Origin of the sequence: Marinobacter bryozoorum (assembly GCF_023156245.1) — a bacterium.
Lineage (GTDB): Bacteria > Pseudomonadota > Gammaproteobacteria > Pseudomonadales > Oleiphilaceae > Marinobacter > Marinobacter bryozoorum.
Genome location: NZ_JAKZAH010000018.1, coordinates 42,700 through 62,845 on the forward strand (window position 1 = coordinate 42,700; position 20,146 = coordinate 62,845).

Sequence of the window (20,146 nt, forward strand, 5' to 3'; positions counted from 1 at the left end):
CGCCGGGCTGGTAAAGCCAACGGCGGCTCGGGGTATCATACCTGTGGATCAATCCTTGACCGGCGTCAGCCACTCCTGGTGCTGGGGCAGCTTGCCCTTCACAGCATCAAAGTACAGGCCCTGCAGCTTCTCGGTCAGCGGGCCACGCTTGCCTTCGCCGATAATGCGGCCGTCCAGCTCGCGAATCGGCAGCACTTCGGCTGCGGTGCCGGTGAAGAAGGCTTCATCAGCGATGTAAACCTCGTCGCGGGTGATGCGACGTTCTTTCACCGGAATGCCCTCTTCCTTGCAGAAGTCCAGGATGGTCTGGCGGGTAATGCCTTCCAGGCAGGAGGTCAGTTCCGGGGTATGCAGCACGCCATCGCGGTAGATAAAGATGTTCTCACCGGAACCTTCCGCCACGTAGCCTTCGTTGTCCAGCAGCAGGGCCTCCTCAGCTCCACCGGAGATCGCCTCGTTCAGGGCCAGCATGGAGTTGATGTAGTTACCGTTGGCCTTCGCCTTGCACATGGTGATGTTCACGTGGTGGCGGGTGTAGGACGACGTCCGCACCTTGATGCCCAGCTCCTTGGCCTCCGGCGACATGTACGACGGCCAGCTCCAGGCGGCGACCATGACGTGCACCTGCAGGTTATCGGCGCGCAGGCCCATACCTTCGGAGCCCAGGAAAACCATCGGGCGCAGGTAGGCTTCGTCCAGGTTGTTCTCACGGACAGCCGCTCGCTGGGCTGCGTTCAGCTCGTCCTTGGTGAACGGCATCTTCATGTTCAGGATATGAGCCGAGCGGAACAGGCGATCGGTATGCTCTTTCAGCCGGAAAATAGCCGGGCCCTGGTCCGTATTATAGGCCCGCACGCCCTCGAAACAGCCCAGGCCGTAGTGCAGGGTATGGGTCAGGACGTGGGTCTTGGCCTCCCGCCAGGGAACCATCTCACCATCCAGCCAGATAAGGCCATCGCGATCAGCCATTGACATTGTTCTTACTCCTGGAAAACGTTTTTCGGAAAAACGGCAGTCTATCAGGAAAAATCGCCGAAAAGAAGTATAGCAAGCTAACTACAGATTACTTTCTGCCACATGCCGCGCACATACTCCCGCTCCTCCGGAAAGGCGTCGCCAGACACCTGGCTGTTCAGGTTCTGCAAGGCCCGACGGTGGATGGTCGACCGCAGGGTAATAAACGTTTCCCGCAGCTTTTCGGTATCCTCCACCGGCAACACGCCTGCCCGGCCCAGCTCTTCCAGCTGCCGGATATTGTCGGACCACTGAGTCAGCTCCGGATGGTCATGGGACTGGCTCAGCATCAGGTACTGCACCATGAATTCGATGTCGATCAAGCCCCCCGTATCGTGCTTGATGTGGAACACCTCCCCCTGACGGGATTCCGGTGTGCCCAGGCTCGCGCGCATTTTCTCGCGCATGTCGACAACGTCCTTACGCAATTGCTCCGGGTCACGCGACTGGCAAAGGATCTCGTGGCGCAGGGCCTCGAACTTGGCCAGGGTCTGCTCACAGCCGGCTACGCCCCGCGCCCGGGCGAGGGCCTGGTGCTCCCAGGTCCAGGCGTCGTTGCGCTGGTACTTGTCGAACGCCGTTACGGTGCTGACCAGCAACCCGGAGTTACCGGAGGGACGCAGGCGCATATCCACTTCGTAAAGCTGGCCGGAGGGCGTCTGGGTGCTGAGAATATGGACAATACGCTGCCCGAGACGGGTATAGAAGACGGCGTTGTCGATGGGCTTGTCGCCATCGGTAGACGCCTCCGGGTCCGCGTCGTGGATAAACACCAGGTCCAGGTCCGAGGTATAGCCCAGCTCGAGCCCGCCGAGCTTGCCATAACCAATGACGGCGAAGTCCGTATCGCAGGCAGAGCCATCAGCGCGGCGCGGGTAACCGTGACGGGTAACCAGGTTGGCAAAGGCCACGTCCACCACATGATCCAGCACGGCCTCGGCAATCCAGGTGAGGTAATCACTCACTTTCATCAGCGGCAGGGTACCGTGCAGTTCGGACGCCGCCACTCGCAGGATGTGGGCCTTCTTGAAGTGCCGCAGGGACTCCATCTGGTCTTCCAGGTCCTCGAAGGGAATCCGCAGCATCTGCTGGCGCAGATCGTCCTCAAGCTCGGCCCGGGCCGGGGGGCTGTACAGATTCTCGGCGTTCAGCAACTCGTCCAGCAGCAATGGTGTTTCCGCCAGCTGACGGGCAATCCACGGGCTTTCGCTACACAGCCAGACCAGTTGCTTGCGGGCGCCGGGGTTTTCCAGCAGCAACACCATGTACGCGGTGCGCCGGAGTATGGCCTCTACCAGCTGCAACACCCGTTCAAGGGTTTCTGACGGTTTCTCCACATGGCTCAGGGCCTCCAGCAACACTGGCATAAACTGATTCAGCCGCTGCCGGCCCTGGCTCTGCATAACCTGGACCGTGCGACTCTCCCGCAGGTCCTTCAGGGATCCCAGGCTCGCCTTCGGGTCTTCGAAGCCCTGCCCGCCAAGCCACTCGGCAGCCTCTTCTTCCTCTATCTCCGCCAGCCACAGCTCCTGCCAGCCCTCATCCAGGTCCGTGGCACTGTCCTCCTCATCCTCCAGGGCTATGATGTCGGCAAAGTGCCTGGCCACCCTGTCCCGGTGTTCGTTCAGGGCTTCCAGGCAGGCCTGCCAGCTCTCAAAGCCCAGAATCAGCGCCACCCTGGCCCGGCTCAGATCGTCTTCCGGCAACAGCTGGGTCTGCTTGTCTTCCATACCCTGCAGCGCGTGCTCCAGGTTACGCAGGAAGATATAGGCATCGCGCAGCTCCCTGACGACAGGTGAAGGCAGCAATTCCAGCGCCTCCAGCTCAGCGAGTATGGTTAACAGTTCCCGCTGCTGCAGTTCCCGGTCGCGCCCCCCGCGGATCAACTGAAAGGCCTGCACCACAAACTCAATCTCACGGATACCGCCACTGCCCAGTTTGATATTGTTCTCCAGCCCCTTGCGCCGCACCTCGCGGTTGATCATGGCCTTCATGGAACGCAGCGACTCGAAGGCGCTGAAGTCGATGTACTTGCGATAGACAAAGGGGCGCAGGCTTTCCATCAATACCTTGCCTGCCTTCTGGTCGCCCGCGACGACCCGGGCCTTGACCATGGCGTAGCGCTCCCACTCACGCCCCTGGTCCTGGTAGTAGGTTTCCAGCGCGGCAAAGCTCAGGGCGAGGGCACCACTCTGGCCATAGGGCCGCAGGCGCATATCCACCCGGAAAACGAACCCGTCCGCGGTGATCTGGTCCAGTGCCTGGATCACCTTCTGCCCAAGGCGGATAAAGAACTGCTGGTTATCCAGGCACCGGCGCCCGCCCCGGGTTTCCCCCTTGCGGGGGAAGGCAAAGATCAGGTCGATGTCCGAGGAGATATTCAGCTCATGGCCGCCCAGCTTGCCCATACCCAGCACCACCATGCGCTGGGGCGCTTCTTCGCCGGTGGCCGGGTCGATACCGTATGGCGTGCCATATTGTTCGCACGCCTGGGGGTACAGCCAGTCCAGGGCGGCCTGGATACAGGTGTCCGCGAAGTCACTGGCGGCGGCGACGGTCTCGTGATAATCCGCCAGGCCGGTCACATCCCGCCAGATCATACGGAACTGGCTTTCCCGACGGAATCGACGCAAAGCCCGGTGCAGGGAGGCCTCGTCGGAAACCTCCTCCAGGTACTGCAACCAGCGCCCGCGCAGACTCTCCCCGGTGGTGGGCTCAGTCAGGGCGCGGGCAGCCACTGCCTGCTCCACCAGTTCGCTGTGACGCTGCAAGGTCTCCCTGAGGAACAGGCTGCGGGCAACGGCGCCGGCAACGTCCGCTTCTCCCACGCCCGAGTCCCCGAGCCAGGCCGGGAACCCATCCGGAAATACATGCTCCCAGGCAGCGGCAACTTCCGCCGCCAATGGTTCCGGCAGACTGCTCCACGGCTCTGACATAACGCAACCCCCTGTATCTCTGTTATATTCCGTCTACTCTATACGTAAGGAGCCGGCGCACAACCCCTGGCTGTGTTGCAGCTCCTGGCATGGGCTATCCGTATGCAGCCCTGAGCATCCCCGGCGAGCCGCGCCTTGCCAGGGGTTCCGTATGGCACTCTGAACCGCCGCGAACATCTGTTAAGGGACACTAATGCTGCCCAACCGCCGTCCCCTGAACCCGGAGCATCAACTGACCCACCTGCCCATGTCAGGCATCATCCGTAACCGGCTGAAGCGCCTGTTCATGCTGCTGTTCTCCCTGGTCGTGGTGCACACGCTTATCCTGTGGGCTGCGGAGCCCCTGAGCCTGGCCGAATCCATCTGGCTGGCCATGACAACCCTCACTACCGTGGGCTTCGGGGACGTGGCGCCGTCTACACTGATCGGTCGTATCAGCACCATCGCGCTGATGTATGTAACCGCCATTACCCTGCTGACACTGATTATCAGTGACTATATTGAATACCGATTCTACCGCCGGGAGCGAATCCTGACCGGCCGCTGGAGATACGACATGAAAAACCACGTGCTGATTATCAACACCCCCAGACGCGGCGGCGAGCAGTATTTCATGCGCATCGCCACCCAGCTTCGTGCCGTGCCGGGGTACGAGAGCGTTCCCATCATGATACTGACCCAGGAGTACCCCTCCGGGCTGCCGCCGGAACTCCGCGATATTGGACTGGTGCACTACCATGGCACCGGCGCCAGCGAAACCGACCTGAAGGCAGCCCATGCCGGCCTGGCCCGTCATATCCTGGTGCTGGCGCTGGATGAAACAGACCCGGCGTCTGACAGCTATACCTTTGATATCGCCCACCGCCTGAGCGAGCTCAACCTGGCCGGCAAGACCACCGTGGAATGTGTGCGGGATGACAACCGTCAGCGCTTCCGGGCCATCGGTGTGCGCTCGACCATCCGCCCGGTACGTACCTACCCGGAAATCATGGTTCGGGGCGTGGTGTCCCCGGGTACCGAGAAGGTGCTCGAGGACATGTTCAATTACGAGCAGGATCATCCACATAGGTATAACCTGACACTGGACGACCTGATCTGGTCTGATATAGTCAGCGCCCTGATTCGCCATGGCATCGGCACTGCGCTGGCCTATATCGACAACGACGATAACGTCGTCTGCCACCCCGAACCCAATGAAGAGGTGGAAGGCCAGGGCCTGATCGTACTCGTCAAATCCAGCGAAACCCCGGACGTGTCGGTGGTGGAGGAAGCCCTCGCCCGATACCGGCAGTTCCTGGAAAAGTGGCACGCGATGCACGAGCCGCCCGCGAACCCGGCACCTCCCCGATAACGCCTTCGGGCTTCAGCAGAGGCAGTGCAGCGTGGCATTCCTGGACTCGGACTTTTTTCAACCGCTCCACAGCGCCCTGGTTTCCGGCGAGCCGGAGACCATTCGTGCTGCGGCGTCGGCGTTCAACGCGGCTGACCTGGCCGAGTTCATCGAACACACCCATGACGAGGACGGCGACCACGGCCTGAAGCTGCTGCAAAGCCTGCCCCTGGAATTGCAGGCCAAGGTATTCGGCTACATCGGCCCGGACATGCAGCGCATCTTCGCGCGCCTGATCCCGAACCGGGAACTGGCCGGGATCGTTACCGACATGTCGGCGGACGAACGGGCCGACTTCTTCAACATCCTCGACGAGAACCAGCAGCACGCCCTGTTCCAGTCCCTGGCCAGCCGCGAACGGGAAGACCTACGGCGCCTGGCGAGCTTCGAGGAAGGCACCGCCGGGGCACTGATGACCTCGGACTATGCAGTGGTCAGCTCAGGCATGACCGTCGCCTCTGCCCTCGCCCTGCTGCGCAACACCGCGCCGGACAAGGAAACCATCTACCAGGCCTATGTGGTGGACAAGGACCACTGCCTGCTGGGCGCTATTTCCCTGCGTAACCTGATCACCAGCGCACCCGGTGCCTTGGTGGACTCCCTGATGGCCACGGGCCTGGTATCTGCCCAGACCCAAACCGGGCAGGAGGAAGTCGCGCGGCTCATTTCCCGCTACGACCTGATTGCCCTGCCCATCACCGACGACGACGGACGCCTGGTGGGCATTGTGACCTACGATGACGCCATGGACGTAGCGGAAGCCGAGGCCACCGAAGACATTCACAAGGGGGCAACGGTAGGCAAGCTGGAAACCGGCCTGAAAACCGCCTCGCCCTTTTCCCTGTACCGGTCCCGGGTGCAGTGGCTGGTGATCCTGGTGTTCGCCAATATCTTTACCGGGGCCGGCATCGCCTATTTCGAGCAGACCATATCCGAACACATCGCGCTGTTGTTCTTTATGCCCCTGCTGGTGGCCAGCGCAGGTAATGCGGGCGCCCAGTCCGCCACCCTGATGGTGCGGGGCATGGCCACCGGCGACGTATCCACAAGGGACTGGGGGATGTTGCTGGGCAAGGATATCCTGGTGGCAACGGCCCTGGGGGTAACCATGGCGATTGCCGTCATGGTGGTTGGCCTGTTCCGGGCCGGGCCGGCCATTGCCATGGTGGTGGCCATTTCCATGGTCCTGGTGGTGCTGATCGGCAGCATTGTGGGCATGTTGCTGCCCTTCCTGCTGGACAAGCTGAAGTTCGACCCGGCAACCGCCAGCACACCGCTGATTACCACCATTGCGGACGTGAGCGGTGTGCTGATTTACTTCAGTATTGCCACCGCCGTACTTGGCCTTGGTGCCGGCCCCTGAGACGTCCGACCACAGCCAGCCCTGCTATCACTCCTCACCCTTGGCCAACAGAGCTAACTGGAACTGACCCAGGCGTACGGACTTCCTGGCCAGCCCTGCAACACTCTCTCCGGCCTGTAGCTGATCTCGCAGCCACGTCACATCCCTGGCCAGGCTGGCCGGGAACCCCGGACGGGCAGCCAGGGTATCAAGGTCCGCTTCCAGTTCACGGTCCGTGGAGCCGGAAAGCCAGGCCCGGGCCAGGCCATGGAACACCCGGTTTACCAGTGGCTCGCTATCCGGCAGGGCAGACGGCTGGTACAGGCCGGCAAGGGCATAGCCCTGCTCCGCCTTGCTGATCAGGTTCAGGAACACCGGCACCTGGGCCGCCAGCTCCCGCGCCCAGGCCAGCAGCGCATCGGGGCTACCTTCTTTCAGCTCCAGCTCCAGTTCACACAGGTCCCGGCTTCGGCCGCCAACCTCTATGGTGCCCTGATCGAGGGCGCACTCAATGGTGGCCTTAGCGTTCTCAAGCATCACCACCCGGCGCCGGAAGTTGGTTTCGAACACCGGTGTCAGCTCGGCCAGGTTAATTCCCTCCCCCACCGGGGTATCGGCAATCAGCCCGAGGTTCAGTTCTGTGCCGGTCAGGGGCCACTCCCACTCCTGACGCCGATGAGCACCATCCACGAACTCACCCTTGGTTTTCAGGGTCTGGATATACTTGTCACCTGCCTGACGAACGCGCAGGGCCACTTTCTGGTGGTTGAGGTCTCCGGCCGGGGTATCGTAGTAACGGTTAATCAGCGTCTTCTCAGCGCCTATACTGACACCGGTCTGGGCCGACAGCCACTCTGCGGCCTGGTTCAGGGCAACCGGGGTAAGACTCAGCTTGATTTCCAGTTCTTCTGCCATCTTTTCCACCACTCAAGAGAAAACCGAAGTCTATCGCCGATCGCCAGACTACCAGAGAAGGCAAGCCACGACCTGAATTTGGAGGAGAGGTGTCAATCAAACATTAAAGGCATGCCGGACCTACCAACCATGCATTGGCAGATCGACCAACAAACATCTATAGTCTAACGATATTTTTTTCGGAGCCTGACGTAATGAGTCATGATCACACCCACATTGATCCGTCTTCCCGAGACAAACGGGTTGCGCTGGCCATCTGGGCGAACGCCACCCTGACTCTGGCACAGATCGCTGGCGGTATCTTTGCCGGCAGCTTGGCTTTGATTGCCGACGCCCTGCATAATTTTTCCGACATGGCATCGCTCGTGATCGCCTATGCCGCCCGGAAAATCGCACGCCGTCCGGCTGACGCACGCATGACCTTCGGATACGGTCGGATCGAGATCGTCGCGGCCCTCATCAACTACACGTCATTGATCATTATCGGACTCTACCTGGTCTACGAAGGCGGCATGCGCATCATCGACCCACCGGATATCAAGGGCTGGTGGGTCGTCTGGCTCGGCTGTGTCGCTCTGGTGGTGGACACACTGACCGCCTTGCTGACTTATTCCATGCAGAAGGACAGCATCAATATCCGGGCGCTGTTCCTCCACAACCTCTCGGATGCTCTCGCCTCGGTTGCCGTGGTTATTGCCGGGGTCCTTATCCTGCTCTATGACATGAGATGGGTTGATCCTGCCATCACCATAGGAATCGCCGGCTATATTCTCTATCTCGGTCTGACGGAAATCGGAGGCACGATCAGAACGCTTATGCTGGCCAGTCCCACGAACATTGATACCGATGCGGTGATCCAGACGCTCTTGGACATTGAGGGTGTCATCGACCTCCACCATGTACACTTCTGGCAGATGGGAGAACATGATTCCTCGCTGGAGGCCCATGTGGTCGTGGAAGACAGCCTGTGGGACCAGCTCGAGAACACCAAATACCGGATAAAGCGGGTACTTGAGCAGGAGTTCGACATAAACCATTCAACACTGGAGTTTGAACATCCCGACCATACTCACAAGGGCGCGAGAATCTATGGCCACGGCTGACCGCCCCAACACCACCTGCGGTGGACGCTAGCGGTCCGGGACAATTCCCCCCTGTCCGGAACCGTAAAATCAGGGTCGAGGTTGCATAGGCCGAAAGGTTGCAATACCATGCTTTTCGCTCATAGCGCCGAAACGCAAACAGGATACGTTTGACCGTGCGACACAGACTCCCAGTAATCCTCTTATGTTTCTTCTTGCTGGTGTCAGCCATGGGCTGGGCAACTGACTTGGCGTCAGGACACGTGTCTCCTGTTGAGCACTCAAGTATTGAGTTGAGCGAAAACGCCGACAATACAGATTACTCGAAAGCCAAAACCGGACACGACCAGAACTGCCATTCAGTGATTCATGGTCTTGCACTCCCCTCGTCCAGGCTGACGACAACGTGTCGCGGTGCGCCCCCCCCCCCCGCGATTTACACCAGCTCTCTTTTCTCACGCTTCATAGCGCCCCCCGAACGGCCTCCCAGAGCCTGACGCGCTCTCTCTGCACAGCATTCCAAAACTACGTCTCAGGTAATACACCCAGGAGTCATCCATGTCATATCGAACATGGCTCGCAACCATAGGCCTCGCCTGCGGAATGGCAAGCCCATGGTCTGCGGTCGCTTCCCAGACTACAAGCCCGGAAACAACCCTGCTCGAATTTGCCGAATCGGTGACGGCAGAACACTTCGATGTCCGTGCCGCACGCGAAGAGGTAGACGCCGCCATCAGCCGACAAAACGCGGCTTCCCAGCCTCTCTACAACCCCGAGCTAAACTTCGAGGCCGAAAGCGGAGGCGAACAGGCGGCTTTCGGTGACGAAGTCAGCAAACTGGGCGTCGGTATCAGCCAAACCATTGACTGGAGCGACAAACGCGAGGTTCGTGCTCTGGCCGCTCAAGGCGCTGTTCTGAGCGCAAAGGCGGAGCTTTCTCTGGTAGAACAGCAGATTGCGGCTAAGGCACTGAAGGCGCTGATTAGCTACCGCACATCCCAGCAACTTGTCGACCTTGCCCAGAACCGGGTTGACGTACTGCAACGTTTTGTCGATCTGTCTGAGGACCGCAAGCGGGCGGGCGATATTGGCCAGACGGATCTCGACCTGGCACGCCTTGCACTGGCGGAAGGCCAAAGCACCCTGGCCGAGCAGAGAGTTCAGGCCAACGAAGCATTGCAGTCCGTTCGAGAACTTGCGAGCGGTACGCCGCGGGGCTGGCCCGGATTACCCGAAGATCTGCCACCACCGATAGAAAGCGCCGGGCTGGACGAGCTCGCCAAGCGCCACCCCCGCATCGCTGCCCTGCGCAGCAAGCTAGCCGCTGCTCAGGCAGAAATCGATGTTGCCAAAAGCAACCGTAACGCTGACCCGGTTATTGGCGCCAGTGTCTCGAGAGACGGCGAGAACGACATCGTGGGCCTCAATTTCAGCATCCCCCTGTACGTTCGCAATGACTACAGCGACGAAGTGGACAGTGCCGCCAGTAACGCCCTCGCGGTGGAAGCCCGGATGCACGCCGAATACGAACGTCTGCAGGCCCAGCTGAAAACAGCGCTGGAAAACTACCAGGGCAGCCGAAATGCTCTGCAGGACTGGAACCAGGCCGTCAGTGGACGCCTGGACGAAGGTCTGGATCTTCTGGAGCGGCTCTGGCAGGTGGGTGAGCTCAATGCCACCGAGTACCTGTTGCAGATTCAACAACGCCTGGATACCCGCGCCTCCGGTTTACGCCTGCAGGCACAGACCTGGAGCAGCTGGACCAACTGGCTTGTTGTCAGTGGCGACTGGCAGGCCGGATTGAGCGAACTTGGGCTTTAACGTTTAACGGAGATTTGCATGAACATGCCGTTTCAGTTTTTTACATTGACACTCGTAGCAATGCTTGCAGGCGCTCCAGTCGGGGCTCAAACCAATCACGAAGAAAACGGCGAGCACGATCATGCCGCCGAGGAGGGCCAGCGCCAGGCTAGCGCCCAAATGTCCGAAGAAACCCATGAGGAGCCCGGCCATGAGGGGTCAGGCCACGAAGAGGAGGGCGAACACGAAGGTGAGGGGCACGAGCAAAGGGCCTCAGAAGAAGGGCATGACGCCGATGGACATGAAGAAGAACATAAAGAGGAAGGACATGCCGAAGAAGGCCACAATGAGGCCCCCCCGGGCGTGGTGGAGCTGAGCAGCGAATCGCAGCGCATGGCCAATATCGAGACCAGAAAGCTTGAACTTCAGCCAGTGCCGGAAATCGTCACGGCCCCCGGCGAAGTCCAGCTGAATGACTATCGTTCCGCCCGCGTGAGTACAAGGATTCCGGCTCAAGTCGTTTCACGGATGGCGGAACTGGGCGACGTGGTCGAAAAAGGCGCCCCCCTTGTACTTTTGACCAGTGTTGAAATGGCCGAAGCCCAAGGCAAGCTTCAGATCGCCGCCCGAGAGTGGTACCGAGTTCGCGAACTCGGCAAGTCCGTGGTCGGAGAGGCGCGCTATATAGAGGCCCGTGTCGCGTTCCAGCAGGCACAGTCCAGACTCCAGGCCTACGGCATGACCGAAACCCAGGTTACTCAGTTTTTGCGCGGCGAAGACGAGCTTCAACTTGGTCAGTTCAGGCTGCTTGCGTCAGTGGCGGGCACCATTATCGAGGATGATTTCGTGGTGGGCCAGTATGTGGAGACCGGAACACCGCTCTTCATGATCACTGACGAATCCAGCGTCTGGGTAGAGGCAACGGTTCAGTCATTGGCCGCGCGTGCCATCGAACCCGGCGAACCGGCAAGGGTCCGCATAGGGGGAGAGTGGCATCAGGGTAAGGTGGTTCAGAAACATCATCGACTGGACGAAAGCACCCGCACCATGGGCGTGCGCATTGAGCTTGAGCTTGACGAGGAGCACTCACCCCACCCTGGTGAATTTGTTGAAGTGGCCATAGAAGCGGATCAGGGTGAACCCGGCCTGCTGGTTCCTGAACGGGCACTGAATCGTAACAGCGCCGGTGAATGGGTGGTATTCGTACAGGAAGCTCCGGGCAAGTATCGGCAGGTCGATATCCGGAGATTGAAAGAGCTCTCCGGAAAAGTACAGATCGCTGGCGTTGAACCTGGCACCACCGTCGTGACTGACGGTTCGTTCTACCTTAATTCCGAAATTGCCAAGGGCGGTTTCTCCGTACACAACCACTAAAGGGGACCTCATGCTTAACGCCATTGTCGACTGGGCGGTGAGAAGCCGCCTGTTGGTTGTGATCGGCCTGTTCGCGGCCGTCATAGTAGCTGTTTTCACCATCCCCCGACTTAACCTGGATGCATTCCCGGACGTATCCAATGTCCAGGTCGTCATAAACACGGAGGCGCCGGGGCTGGCCGCCGAGGAGGTGGAGCAGCTTATCAGCTTCCCCATCGAAGCGACCATCTACTCGCTGCCAAGCGTCGAGGAGGTCCGGTCGATCTCACGTACGGGGCTGTCAGTGATCACCGTTGTCTTCGAGGAAGGCACCGACATCTACTTCGCCCGACAGCTTGTCTTTGAACAGCTTCAGGCTGCCCGGGAGCAGATTCCCGAAGGCGTGGGACAGCCCGAGATGGGCCCGAATACCAGTGGCCTCAGCCAGGTCTATGAGTATGTGCTGACCAGCGAGAATCCGGAAAAGTACGGCCCCATGGAACTGAGAAGCCTCAATGACTGGGTGGTGAAACTGCTGATGATGCCGGTCGAAGGTGTCACGGGGCTGCTTTCATACGGTGGAGAAGTCCGCCAGTACCAGGTCAAGCTGAATCCGGCCAAGCTGCTTTCCTACGACCTGACCGCTGATGACGTCACCGAAGCCATCAATGCGGGTAACCGCAATGCCGGCGGCTGGTATGTCAACCGCGGCAGCGAGCAGTTGGTCATTCGCGGCGTTGGCTGGGTCCGGAGCGGTAAAGATGGCCTGCGGGATATCTCAAACGTACCGGTCAAGGAAGTTGATGGTACAGCCATCACCGTCGGGGACGTTGCCGAGGTGGCCTACGGCGGTGAGATACGTCAGGGCGCTGTCACCATGACCAAGAGAACCGCCGATGGCGAGGTTCAGGCCATGGGCGAAGTGGTCGCCGGCATCGTGCTCAAACGTTTCGGGGCCAACACCGCGGAAACGATTACCGATATTGAAGAACTGCTTCCCACCATCCAGAAGGCACTGCCCGAAGGTGTCAGGATCGAGCCCTACTACAACCAATCGGATCTGGTGTTCAGTGCCGTTGACACCGTGGTGGATGCACTGCTGCAGGCATTCGTCTTTATCGTCATCATCCTGGCCCTGTTCCTGCTGAATCTTCGGGCCTCTCTGCTGGTGCTGCTATCGATTCCCATTTCGGTAGGTCTGGCACTGATGGTCATGAGCTATTTCGGCATGTCGGCGAACCTCATGTCCCTCGGAGGGCTGGCCATTGCCATCGGTATGATGGTGGATGGCTCCATCGTGGTCATGGAAAACATCTTCAGCCATATATCCCGCCCGGACCGGTTCCACGACTCCGAACGGAGGCGAGAGCTCACCCCTGACGACAGCGGAACGGAAATCGACCACGACCAGGCTGAGCAGGACGATCCGCAAGGTGTATCGCTACGTATCGCGGAAGCCACCAAGGAGGTCGCCAGATCGGTGTTTTTCGCCGTCATGATTATCGTCGTGGTGTTCCTGCCACTGTTTACCCTCCAGGGAGTGGAAGGGAAAATGTTCACGCCGATGGCAATCAGCATTGTACTCGCGGAGCTCGCCGCACTGGGTACAGCGCTGGTGGTTGTGCCGGCACTGGCCAGCTACTTCTTCCGCCGGGGCATCCATTATCGTCCGAGTCCGATATTGAAGCCGCTGGAAGCCGGTTATCGCTGGTTGCTGGACCGCGCCATACGGTTTCGGAGCATTGTCGCAGGTACAGCAATCGTCATGCTGGCGTTTGCCATCTTCCTCATTCCCAGGCTCGGTACCGAATTCATGCCGGAGATGGAGGAAGGCACCATGATGGTGCGGGTGACGCTTGCTCCCTCGGTCAACGTCGATGCCGCGGTGGAAATTGCGCCCAAGCTGGAAAAGCGAATCATGAAATTCCCGGAGGTGACCTATGTGACCAGCCGCATTGGTCGTGCCGAGTTGGGCGGTGACCCCGAACCCGTATCCAACATCGCGATGTATATCGGGTTAAAGCCCGCGGAACAGTGGGAGTCGGCCGAGGACCGGGAAGGGCTCCAGGCACTGATACAGGAGGAGCTCTCAGTTCATCCGGGTCTTATCCTTAACTTTTCCCAGCCCATTGCCAACCGCGTGGACGAACTGCTCTCTGGCGTAAAGGCGCAGCTGGCCATCAAGCTGTTCGGGCCCGACCTGGACATTCTTGCCGAGAAGGGCCAGGCCATCGAAACCCTTGCCAAGTCCGTTGAAGGCACCCGCGATGTTCAGATGGAACAGATCGCCGGGGAGGCTCAACTGATCGTCCGCCCGGACCGGGATCGCCTCGCCCGCTATGGCATTTCAGTCGCACAGGTCATGGAACTGGTGTCTGACGCGATCGGTGGCCAGAGTGCCGGCCAGGTGATCAAGGGCAATGAACGGTACGACATCTACGTGCGCCTGGCTGAGCAGTACCGAAACAGTGCGGAGAGCATTCGCTCACTGATCCTTCAGGCACCCAACGGTGCCTGGGTCAGGCTGGAAGACGTCGCTGAAGTGGCGATTGAGGAAGGTCCGCCGCAGATCCGCAGGGATGACGTTCAGCGCCGGGTAGTCGTTCAGGCAAATATCGAGGGTCGTGACATGGGCGGCGTGGTAGCCGAACTTGACCGCCGGATTGCGGAAGAGGTGGACCTGCCGGCGGGCTACTCGGTGGTGTTCGGCGGTCAGTTCGAGAACCAGCGTCGGGCTCAGCAGACATTGATGATTGTTGTTCCCATTTCACTGGCGCTGATTTTCCTGTTCCTCTACTTTGCCTTCGGCTCAGTGGGGCAGGCGCTACTGATCATGCTAAACGTACCCCTTGCCCTGATCGGCGGGGTGGTGAGCCTCTGGATAACGGGGCAGTACCTGTCTGTACCGAGCTCTATCGGCTTCATCACGCTTTTCGGCCTGGCTGTACTCAATGGCGTGGTCATGATCAGCGCGATCAACCAGCGAGTCGAGGGAGGGTTACCTCCAGCGGAAGCTGCCTTTGAGGGAGCCCTTACAAGGTTACGGCCGGTGATGATGACAGCCTTCACCTCTGCACTGGGCCTGATACCGATGCTGATGGCGTCAGGGATTGGCTCTGACGTTCAGCGCCCGCTGGCATCCGTCGTGGTGGGGGGACTGGTTTCGGCAACGCTGTTGACGCTCGTGGTTCTGCCAGCGCTGTACCAGACCTTCTCACGGGGATGGATCAGGGACCACACACACGAGGTCTGACAGGCCTGACAGTCCGTGAGTGCTCGACAGTTTCCAGCCATGGATACGGAGCCTCACGGACACCCTGCTTTTCTCGCCGGGCCCCAGGGTCCGGCCACTTCCCGAAGCAACATTACCTGACTGGCGTCCGAAAGACGTAAAGGCCAAGCATTTCCGTCTTATCACTTACGCCCTGCAGAACCCCCCTCCAGAGATCTGCTCCGACAAGGGAGCCTTTTCACAAAAATGAAATATTAAGTTAACCATTTATTCATATTCTCTCCGCATAGTAGGCACCACGAACTCAATACTGATCGGTAACGATCGAATCTGGAGAGAAAGCGAATGAAAAAACAATTGCTTGCAGCAGCTATCGGCACACTGGTTGCCGCACCGTCCATCGCACTGGCGGATAAGGGCCCGACGGTATACGGCAAGGTCAATGTCTCTTACGAGAACTACGATAACGGCACCGACGACCAGTGGGAATTGAACAGCAATGCTTCCCGTATCGGCGTCAAGGGCGCCCTTGACCTGGACTTCCAGAATGTTCAGGCCATTTATCAGGCCGAGTTCGAAATCGATGTCGATAACGGCGACTCCGGCGGTGGCGAAACCTTCGATCAGCGGAACATCTACGGCGGTTTCACGCACGCCAATCTGGGTACGCTGATTGCTGGCAAGCTCGATACGCCGTTCAAGAAAGCACAGTTGGACGTGGACCTGTTCGACAATCTGGGCGGCGATATCAGTTCGATCCTTGGTGGCGAAGAGCGGGTCAGCAACATTATCCAGTACAGCACACCGAAACTCGCTGACGTCATCACCCTGAACCTGGCCATGATCCCAGGAGAAGGCGACGATAAGGCCGGTGAAACCAGGGACAACGCCGCCGACGCGTTCTCCTCTTCCGTGGTATTCGATAATGGAACTATCTTCGGCGCTGTGGCATACGATTCGGAAGTCACCACCAACATCTATGATGCTGACTTTGCCGGTATCGGCGAAGATCTCTACCTGGTAGACGCGGTGCGCGTCTCCGGCGGTGCCCGCATTCAGAACTTCGAGTTAGGGGCGATTTACCAGAAATCCGAAACCTCTGATGACGTGGCGGGCATGAGCTACGAGGACAGCTCCTACATTCTCAGTGGCGCCTTCAGCCTGAACCGTTTGAAGCTGAAGGCGCAGTATGGTCTGACCAGCATGGACCAGACTGACGACGACCTCACGCTGATGGCTCTGGGGGCCGACTACAAGGTGGGTGACAAGAGCAAGATCTTTGGCTACTACGCCAATGCGGAAGCGGATGAGAATACGTCTTCCTTGGAAGACACCTACTTCGGTGTCGGTTTCGAGCACAAATTCTCCATGTAACTGCCAGCATGTGGGTCACACGTACAACCACAGGCGTTAGAACGAAGCCTGAATTGAGTTAACACAGGTGTTGCCGGGACCTTCTGTTCCCGGCTTTTTCGTGTTCGCACTGAAGCCAGCCGACCTGCTTACCGGATGACCAGAAGCAAGAGACTTTGTTACTACAGTGGCCACGCGCGCGGTGGCCACACATAGTCTACGAGGCCAGTACGGGGCCGCCGGCATCTGCAGGCTTACATCGTCACCAGCACTTTTCCCTGAGTGACCGGTCTCTTCGGATGGAGATTGGCTTTGACTGCCCAGACCGGCAGAAACCATAACAAACAACACGAATCCGCCGATGAAGGCGACCAGGGACCAACGGGTATCCTTGTCGGCCTCATGAGCCTCCGCAAGCATGTCCTCGACAGCCGCTACCGTAAGCAAGCCAGCAGTGAAGGTAAGCACCCCAAATTGCCAGACCTCACTCTGGTTACGCAGGAGGTATTACGCAATTATGGCCGCGCCCACTACAGGTATTGCAAAAGAAACCGACAGCAGTAACCGGCGGGATCGCGGTACCCCCTTGTCCTTCATGTTAGCGACCGTCGAGTAACCTTCTGGCACATCCGCCAGCACCTGTCCCACTGCCAGCACGAGGGCCATGCTGACCGATACCACGGAACCGGTACCGATGAGGACACCATCACTGAGAAGATCCACGGACTCGGCAATGTAAATCATCCACATGCCCATCCCGCTCCCGCTTTGACTCCCCGTCTGCAATTTTTCAACCACCGATCCGATGGCGATATAGGCGAGTCCGCCAAGCGCAAAAGCGAGCGCGATAATCCCCGGTGAAATTCGGGCCAGGGCTTCAGGAAGGATTTCAACGCTCACCACCGCGATCACAATACCGGCTGCAGCATGCAGCGCGCGGTTCAGGCGCCGCTTTGGTGTGTTGAGAAATTCCGCCATTAATCCTCCGGCGAAATTGCCCAGCGCGGGTAACACCGCCAACCCCAAAACCAGCCATATGCTCATCGGTTCCCCCCTCTAAACGCCTTCGGTGTTGCAAGACTTTTGTCCGGTGTTTCCGACCACCCGGACTGAATCAACCGCTCCCTGATACCACCCGTTACATTTGATTCAGTAAGGTTCAGATGCCAGGACGAAGCCAAAGTACAGGGCTGGAATGCGGGCGCCGCTCGTTCCAGACTGTTTCATAACCTTCAAGGGATTGCGCCCGTGATCTTCAGGCCACCATACTTGTTACGTCAAGTGTAGAAGGTTTCGCCCGGAATGTTTTGCTTCCGGCACAGCCCGTTGACGATGACCCGGGATCAGACTTATGGGGGTTTCGATGGAATCGGTGGGAGTAGTGGGAGTCGGTGGGAGCCATCTGGTTACCGGGCGAGCGAAGGGTTTACCCGGACGATACGGCGGAAAATCTGCCGTCCATGCAGCAGTTTAGCAACTGGAACCCTCAGCGCAACGCGCGTCAGGTTCCGGATTACTTAGATTACGAGGGTGGCTCTCGCCACCCCTAAACATTAAAAGAGGTAGGCGCCACCGATATTCAGCTCATTGTAAGCGGAATCGTAAACGTCTCCTTCTTCGTCGTTACGATGAAGACCTTCAACATACACATAGAGTTTGTCGGAAACGTTATGCAGCGCCTGGGCGGTGATGTTAGTCGATTCCCTTTTACCGTCACCAGCACCGTCCACATCGTCTTCTTCCATTTCGTAAGACAGCGTGAAGCGCGAGGCGCCCATTGTGTAAATGCCCTGGATACCGATCAGATCTTCACCAAGCCCGGTGTTTTCGGCCACGTTACCAAACGACTCCGCAGACTCAACCGGGTCAGCGCCGAATGATTCACCAGCGGCGGCCACAGCCTCATCCCCTTCCTGGGTGGAATAGAACGCATTCAGCGACAGTGCATCCGTTACAAAAAAGTCAACTCGGACACCATAGGTGTTTTCGTTGTTTGCGGCGCCATCATTTGAGTCCATAGCCAGCGCCACGGCAAACCGGTCATGCTGATATTTCATGCCCAACTGGTACGGATACTTGTTGTCACGGCTCTGGCCGTTTTCGTCCCGCTCGCTTTTGCCGTCAACCTGCATAACACCATGCAGGGTCAGCCCGCCGAAGCTCGGTGACACGTACTGAATCAGGTCGTCTTCGCCGGTAGTCCAGTTGGCATAAAAATTCCCGTTACCAACTTCATAGTACCAGTTGCCATAACCACCAATCAGGGTTTCATACTGGGAATCGTCGGAACCAACCCACACTTCACCGAAATTCCCGCGAACACCAAGATAGGCTTCGTCGGTTTCGATAGTTTCATTGGTCTCGCCTTCAGTTGGAAAGAAACCTTCCAGCTCAAGCTTTCCGAAAGCTTCGACTCCCGGCATGATTTCGTGGCTGCCACGAATCCCCAGAGTAGAATAAGTGTAGTCTGTCAGTTGACTTCCTGAACCCTCGAAATCCTCATGATCCGAGTTGGTGTAGATCATCTGGACGTTACCGTAAATCTCCGGCATGGCGTCCAGGCGAGCGTTCAGCTCGGAGAACTCTTTGCTGGTCGCGGCCGACACGACTGTCGGAGCAGCGACCATGGCAAAGGCGATGGCTGATGCAATAGCTGTTTTTTTCATCTTATAGCTTCCTTTTGAGTTAACTCAGGTTTTTAGCGACGGGCCTGACCCGCCTGTCAGTCTCAGTACACCCGCCATCGCCAGCTCACGCTGTGATGACGTCAGGCTTCTTCTCGCGGAGCCCTTCACAGTCAATCACTTACAAATCCTTCTTAAAGGATTATCTGGTTAAAGATTGTTGTAATACACTTTCCAGAATTTTGCAAATTCTTAACCAACATTTATTGGCAAATGATGGTAATTTCAGGTAAGGCATGTAAGTTTCGGCTTTACGTCCTTAAACAAGATCAAGGCCACTACCTGGAAAGGGTCTACAATTCAGAGAATTAGGGACTAAAGAATTGTGGGAGCCCTTCTGCCTCCACCCTAACCGCACCAGTTTAGAGCACCTTTTGCCGTTCCGCCTTGTTCCCGCACATTAAGTGAGCGAATCCAGAAGTGACGAGACTGTAACGTTAACACTTCGCAATCACAAGTTGGCTCAGACACTCAACAAAAAAGTCACCGGCCCGTCATTCACCAGGGCCACCTTCATATCCGCACCGAATTCGCCCTGCCCGACACGGTCTTGCCCGAGCCTGCCCACGGCCTTACGCACAAACTCTGCTACCAGCTCCCGGGCACGGCCGGGTTCAGCCGCATCGGAAAACCCCGGGCGGGTACCTGAGCGGGTATCAGCAGCAAGCGTAAACTGGGGAACAATCAGGAGGGAGCCACCGCAATCTTCCAGGCTTCGGTTCATGCGGCCTTTTTCATCGGGGAATACGCGGTAACGGGCAATCTTGCCAAGCAGTGCATCAACCTCTTGGACACCGTCGTTCCGTTCGACCCCCAGGAGCAGCAACAAGCCATCATCGATGCTGGCAATCAACTTGCCATCCACCGAAACACTGGCTTCTGTCACTCTTTGTATCAGTCCTTTCATGAAGTCCCTGGGCAAGATTGGTCAGCAGCGATGCGGATTCTATCGGCCGCCCCTGTCGCGCGCAAGTGAGGAAGGTCAAGGGCGCACCAGACGCGCCCCTGTAATGGGAGGCTGCCCTGTTAGGGCGAGCCTGTTATG

Annotated in this window: 13 protein-coding genes; 7 read left to right on the plus strand and 6 right to left on the minus strand. The window is 58.5% G+C overall.

What is annotated here, in order from left to right:
- Positions 1 to 48 precede the first annotated feature (48 nt).
- Positions 49 to 975, minus strand: a complete 927-nt coding sequence (locus MLC59_RS11455; RefSeq protein WP_248234384.1) for a branched-chain amino acid transaminase — start codon at positions 973 to 975, stop codon at positions 49 to 51.
- A 77-nt stretch (positions 976 to 1,052) separates the two neighbouring features.
- Positions 1,053 to 3,950, minus strand: a complete 2,898-nt coding sequence (glnE, locus tag MLC59_RS11460) for a bifunctional [glutamate--ammonia ligase]-adenylyl-L-tyrosine phosphorylase/[glutamate--ammonia-ligase] adenylyltransferase (protein ID WP_248234385.1) — start codon at positions 3,948 to 3,950, stop codon at positions 1,053 to 1,055.
- A gap of 193 nt (positions 3,951 to 4,143) precedes the next feature.
- Between glnE and MLC59_RS11465 the strand changes: the two genes are divergently transcribed.
- Both MLC59_RS11465 and mgtE read left to right on the plus strand, forming a co-directional pair.
- The gene (locus tag MLC59_RS11465; protein ID WP_248234387.1) at positions 4,144 to 5,301 is read left to right on the plus strand and encodes a potassium channel family protein; all 1,158 of its coding nucleotides are present in this window, start codon (positions 4,144 to 4,146) and stop codon (positions 5,299 to 5,301) included.
- A gap of 31 nt (positions 5,302 to 5,332) precedes the next feature.
- Positions 5,333 to 6,703 carry a magnesium transporter gene (mgtE, locus tag MLC59_RS11470; RefSeq protein ID WP_248234388.1) on the plus strand — a complete coding sequence of 457 codons (1,371 nt, stop codon included), beginning with the start codon at positions 5,333 to 5,335 and terminating at the stop codon, positions 6,701 to 6,703.
- Positions 6,704 to 6,730: 27 nt separating this feature from the next.
- Here mgtE and MLC59_RS11475 read toward each other — a convergent pair whose 3' ends face one another.
- Positions 6,731 to 7,597, minus strand: a complete 867-nt coding sequence (locus MLC59_RS11475; protein WP_248234390.1) for a CYTH domain-containing protein — start codon at positions 7,595 to 7,597, stop codon at positions 6,731 to 6,733.
- Positions 7,598 to 7,791: 194 nt separating this feature from the next.
- Between MLC59_RS11475 and MLC59_RS11480 the strand changes: the two genes are divergently transcribed.
- The 5 genes from MLC59_RS11480 to MLC59_RS11500 all read left to right on the plus strand — a co-directional run bounded on the left by MLC59_RS11480 (position 7,792) and on the right by MLC59_RS11500 (position 16,438).
- A complete protein-coding gene (locus tag MLC59_RS11480) occupies positions 7,792 to 8,700 on the plus strand; it encodes a cation diffusion facilitator family transporter (RefSeq protein ID WP_248234392.1) in 909 nt (302 codons plus the stop codon).
- 537 nt (positions 8,701 to 9,237) lie between these two features.
- The gene (locus MLC59_RS11485; protein ID WP_248234394.1) at positions 9,238 to 10,500 is read left to right on the plus strand and encodes a TolC family protein; all 1,263 of its coding nucleotides are present in this window, start codon (positions 9,238 to 9,240) and stop codon (positions 10,498 to 10,500) included.
- Positions 10,501 to 10,518: 18 nt separating this feature from the next.
- The gene (locus MLC59_RS11490) at positions 10,519 to 11,853 is read left to right on the plus strand and encodes an efflux RND transporter periplasmic adaptor subunit (protein WP_248234396.1); all 1,335 of its coding nucleotides are present in this window, start codon (positions 10,519 to 10,521) and stop codon (positions 11,851 to 11,853) included.
- Between the two features lie 10 nt (positions 11,854 to 11,863).
- On the plus strand, positions 11,864 to 15,085 hold the full coding sequence (locus MLC59_RS11495) for an efflux RND transporter permease subunit (protein WP_248234398.1): 3,222 nt from the start codon (positions 11,864 to 11,866) through the stop codon (positions 15,083 to 15,085).
- Between the two features lie 324 nt (positions 15,086 to 15,409).
- Positions 15,410 to 16,438, plus strand: a complete 1,029-nt coding sequence (locus MLC59_RS11500) for a porin (RefSeq protein ID WP_248234399.1) — start codon at positions 15,410 to 15,412, stop codon at positions 16,436 to 16,438.
- Positions 16,439 to 16,924: 486 nt separating this feature from the next.
- Here the strand turns inward: MLC59_RS11500 and MLC59_RS11505 are convergent, their stop codons facing one another.
- From MLC59_RS11505 to dtd, 3 genes are all read right to left on the minus strand, one after another.
- A complete protein-coding gene (locus MLC59_RS11505; protein ID WP_248234401.1) occupies positions 16,925 to 17,461 on the minus strand; it encodes a ZIP family metal transporter in 537 nt (178 codons plus the stop codon).
- Positions 17,462 to 17,970: 509 nt separating this feature from the next.
- Positions 17,971 to 19,083 carry a porin gene (locus tag MLC59_RS11510; protein ID WP_091851152.1) on the minus strand — a complete coding sequence of 371 codons (1,113 nt, stop codon included), beginning with the start codon at positions 19,081 to 19,083 and terminating at the stop codon, positions 17,971 to 17,973.
- A 481-nt stretch (positions 19,084 to 19,564) separates the two neighbouring features.
- Positions 19,565 to 20,008: a D-aminoacyl-tRNA deacylase gene (dtd, locus tag MLC59_RS11515; RefSeq protein ID WP_248234403.1), complete on the minus strand. Its 444-nt coding sequence runs from the start codon at positions 20,006 to 20,008 to the stop codon at positions 19,565 to 19,567.
- Positions 20,009 to 20,146 lie beyond the last annotated feature (138 nt).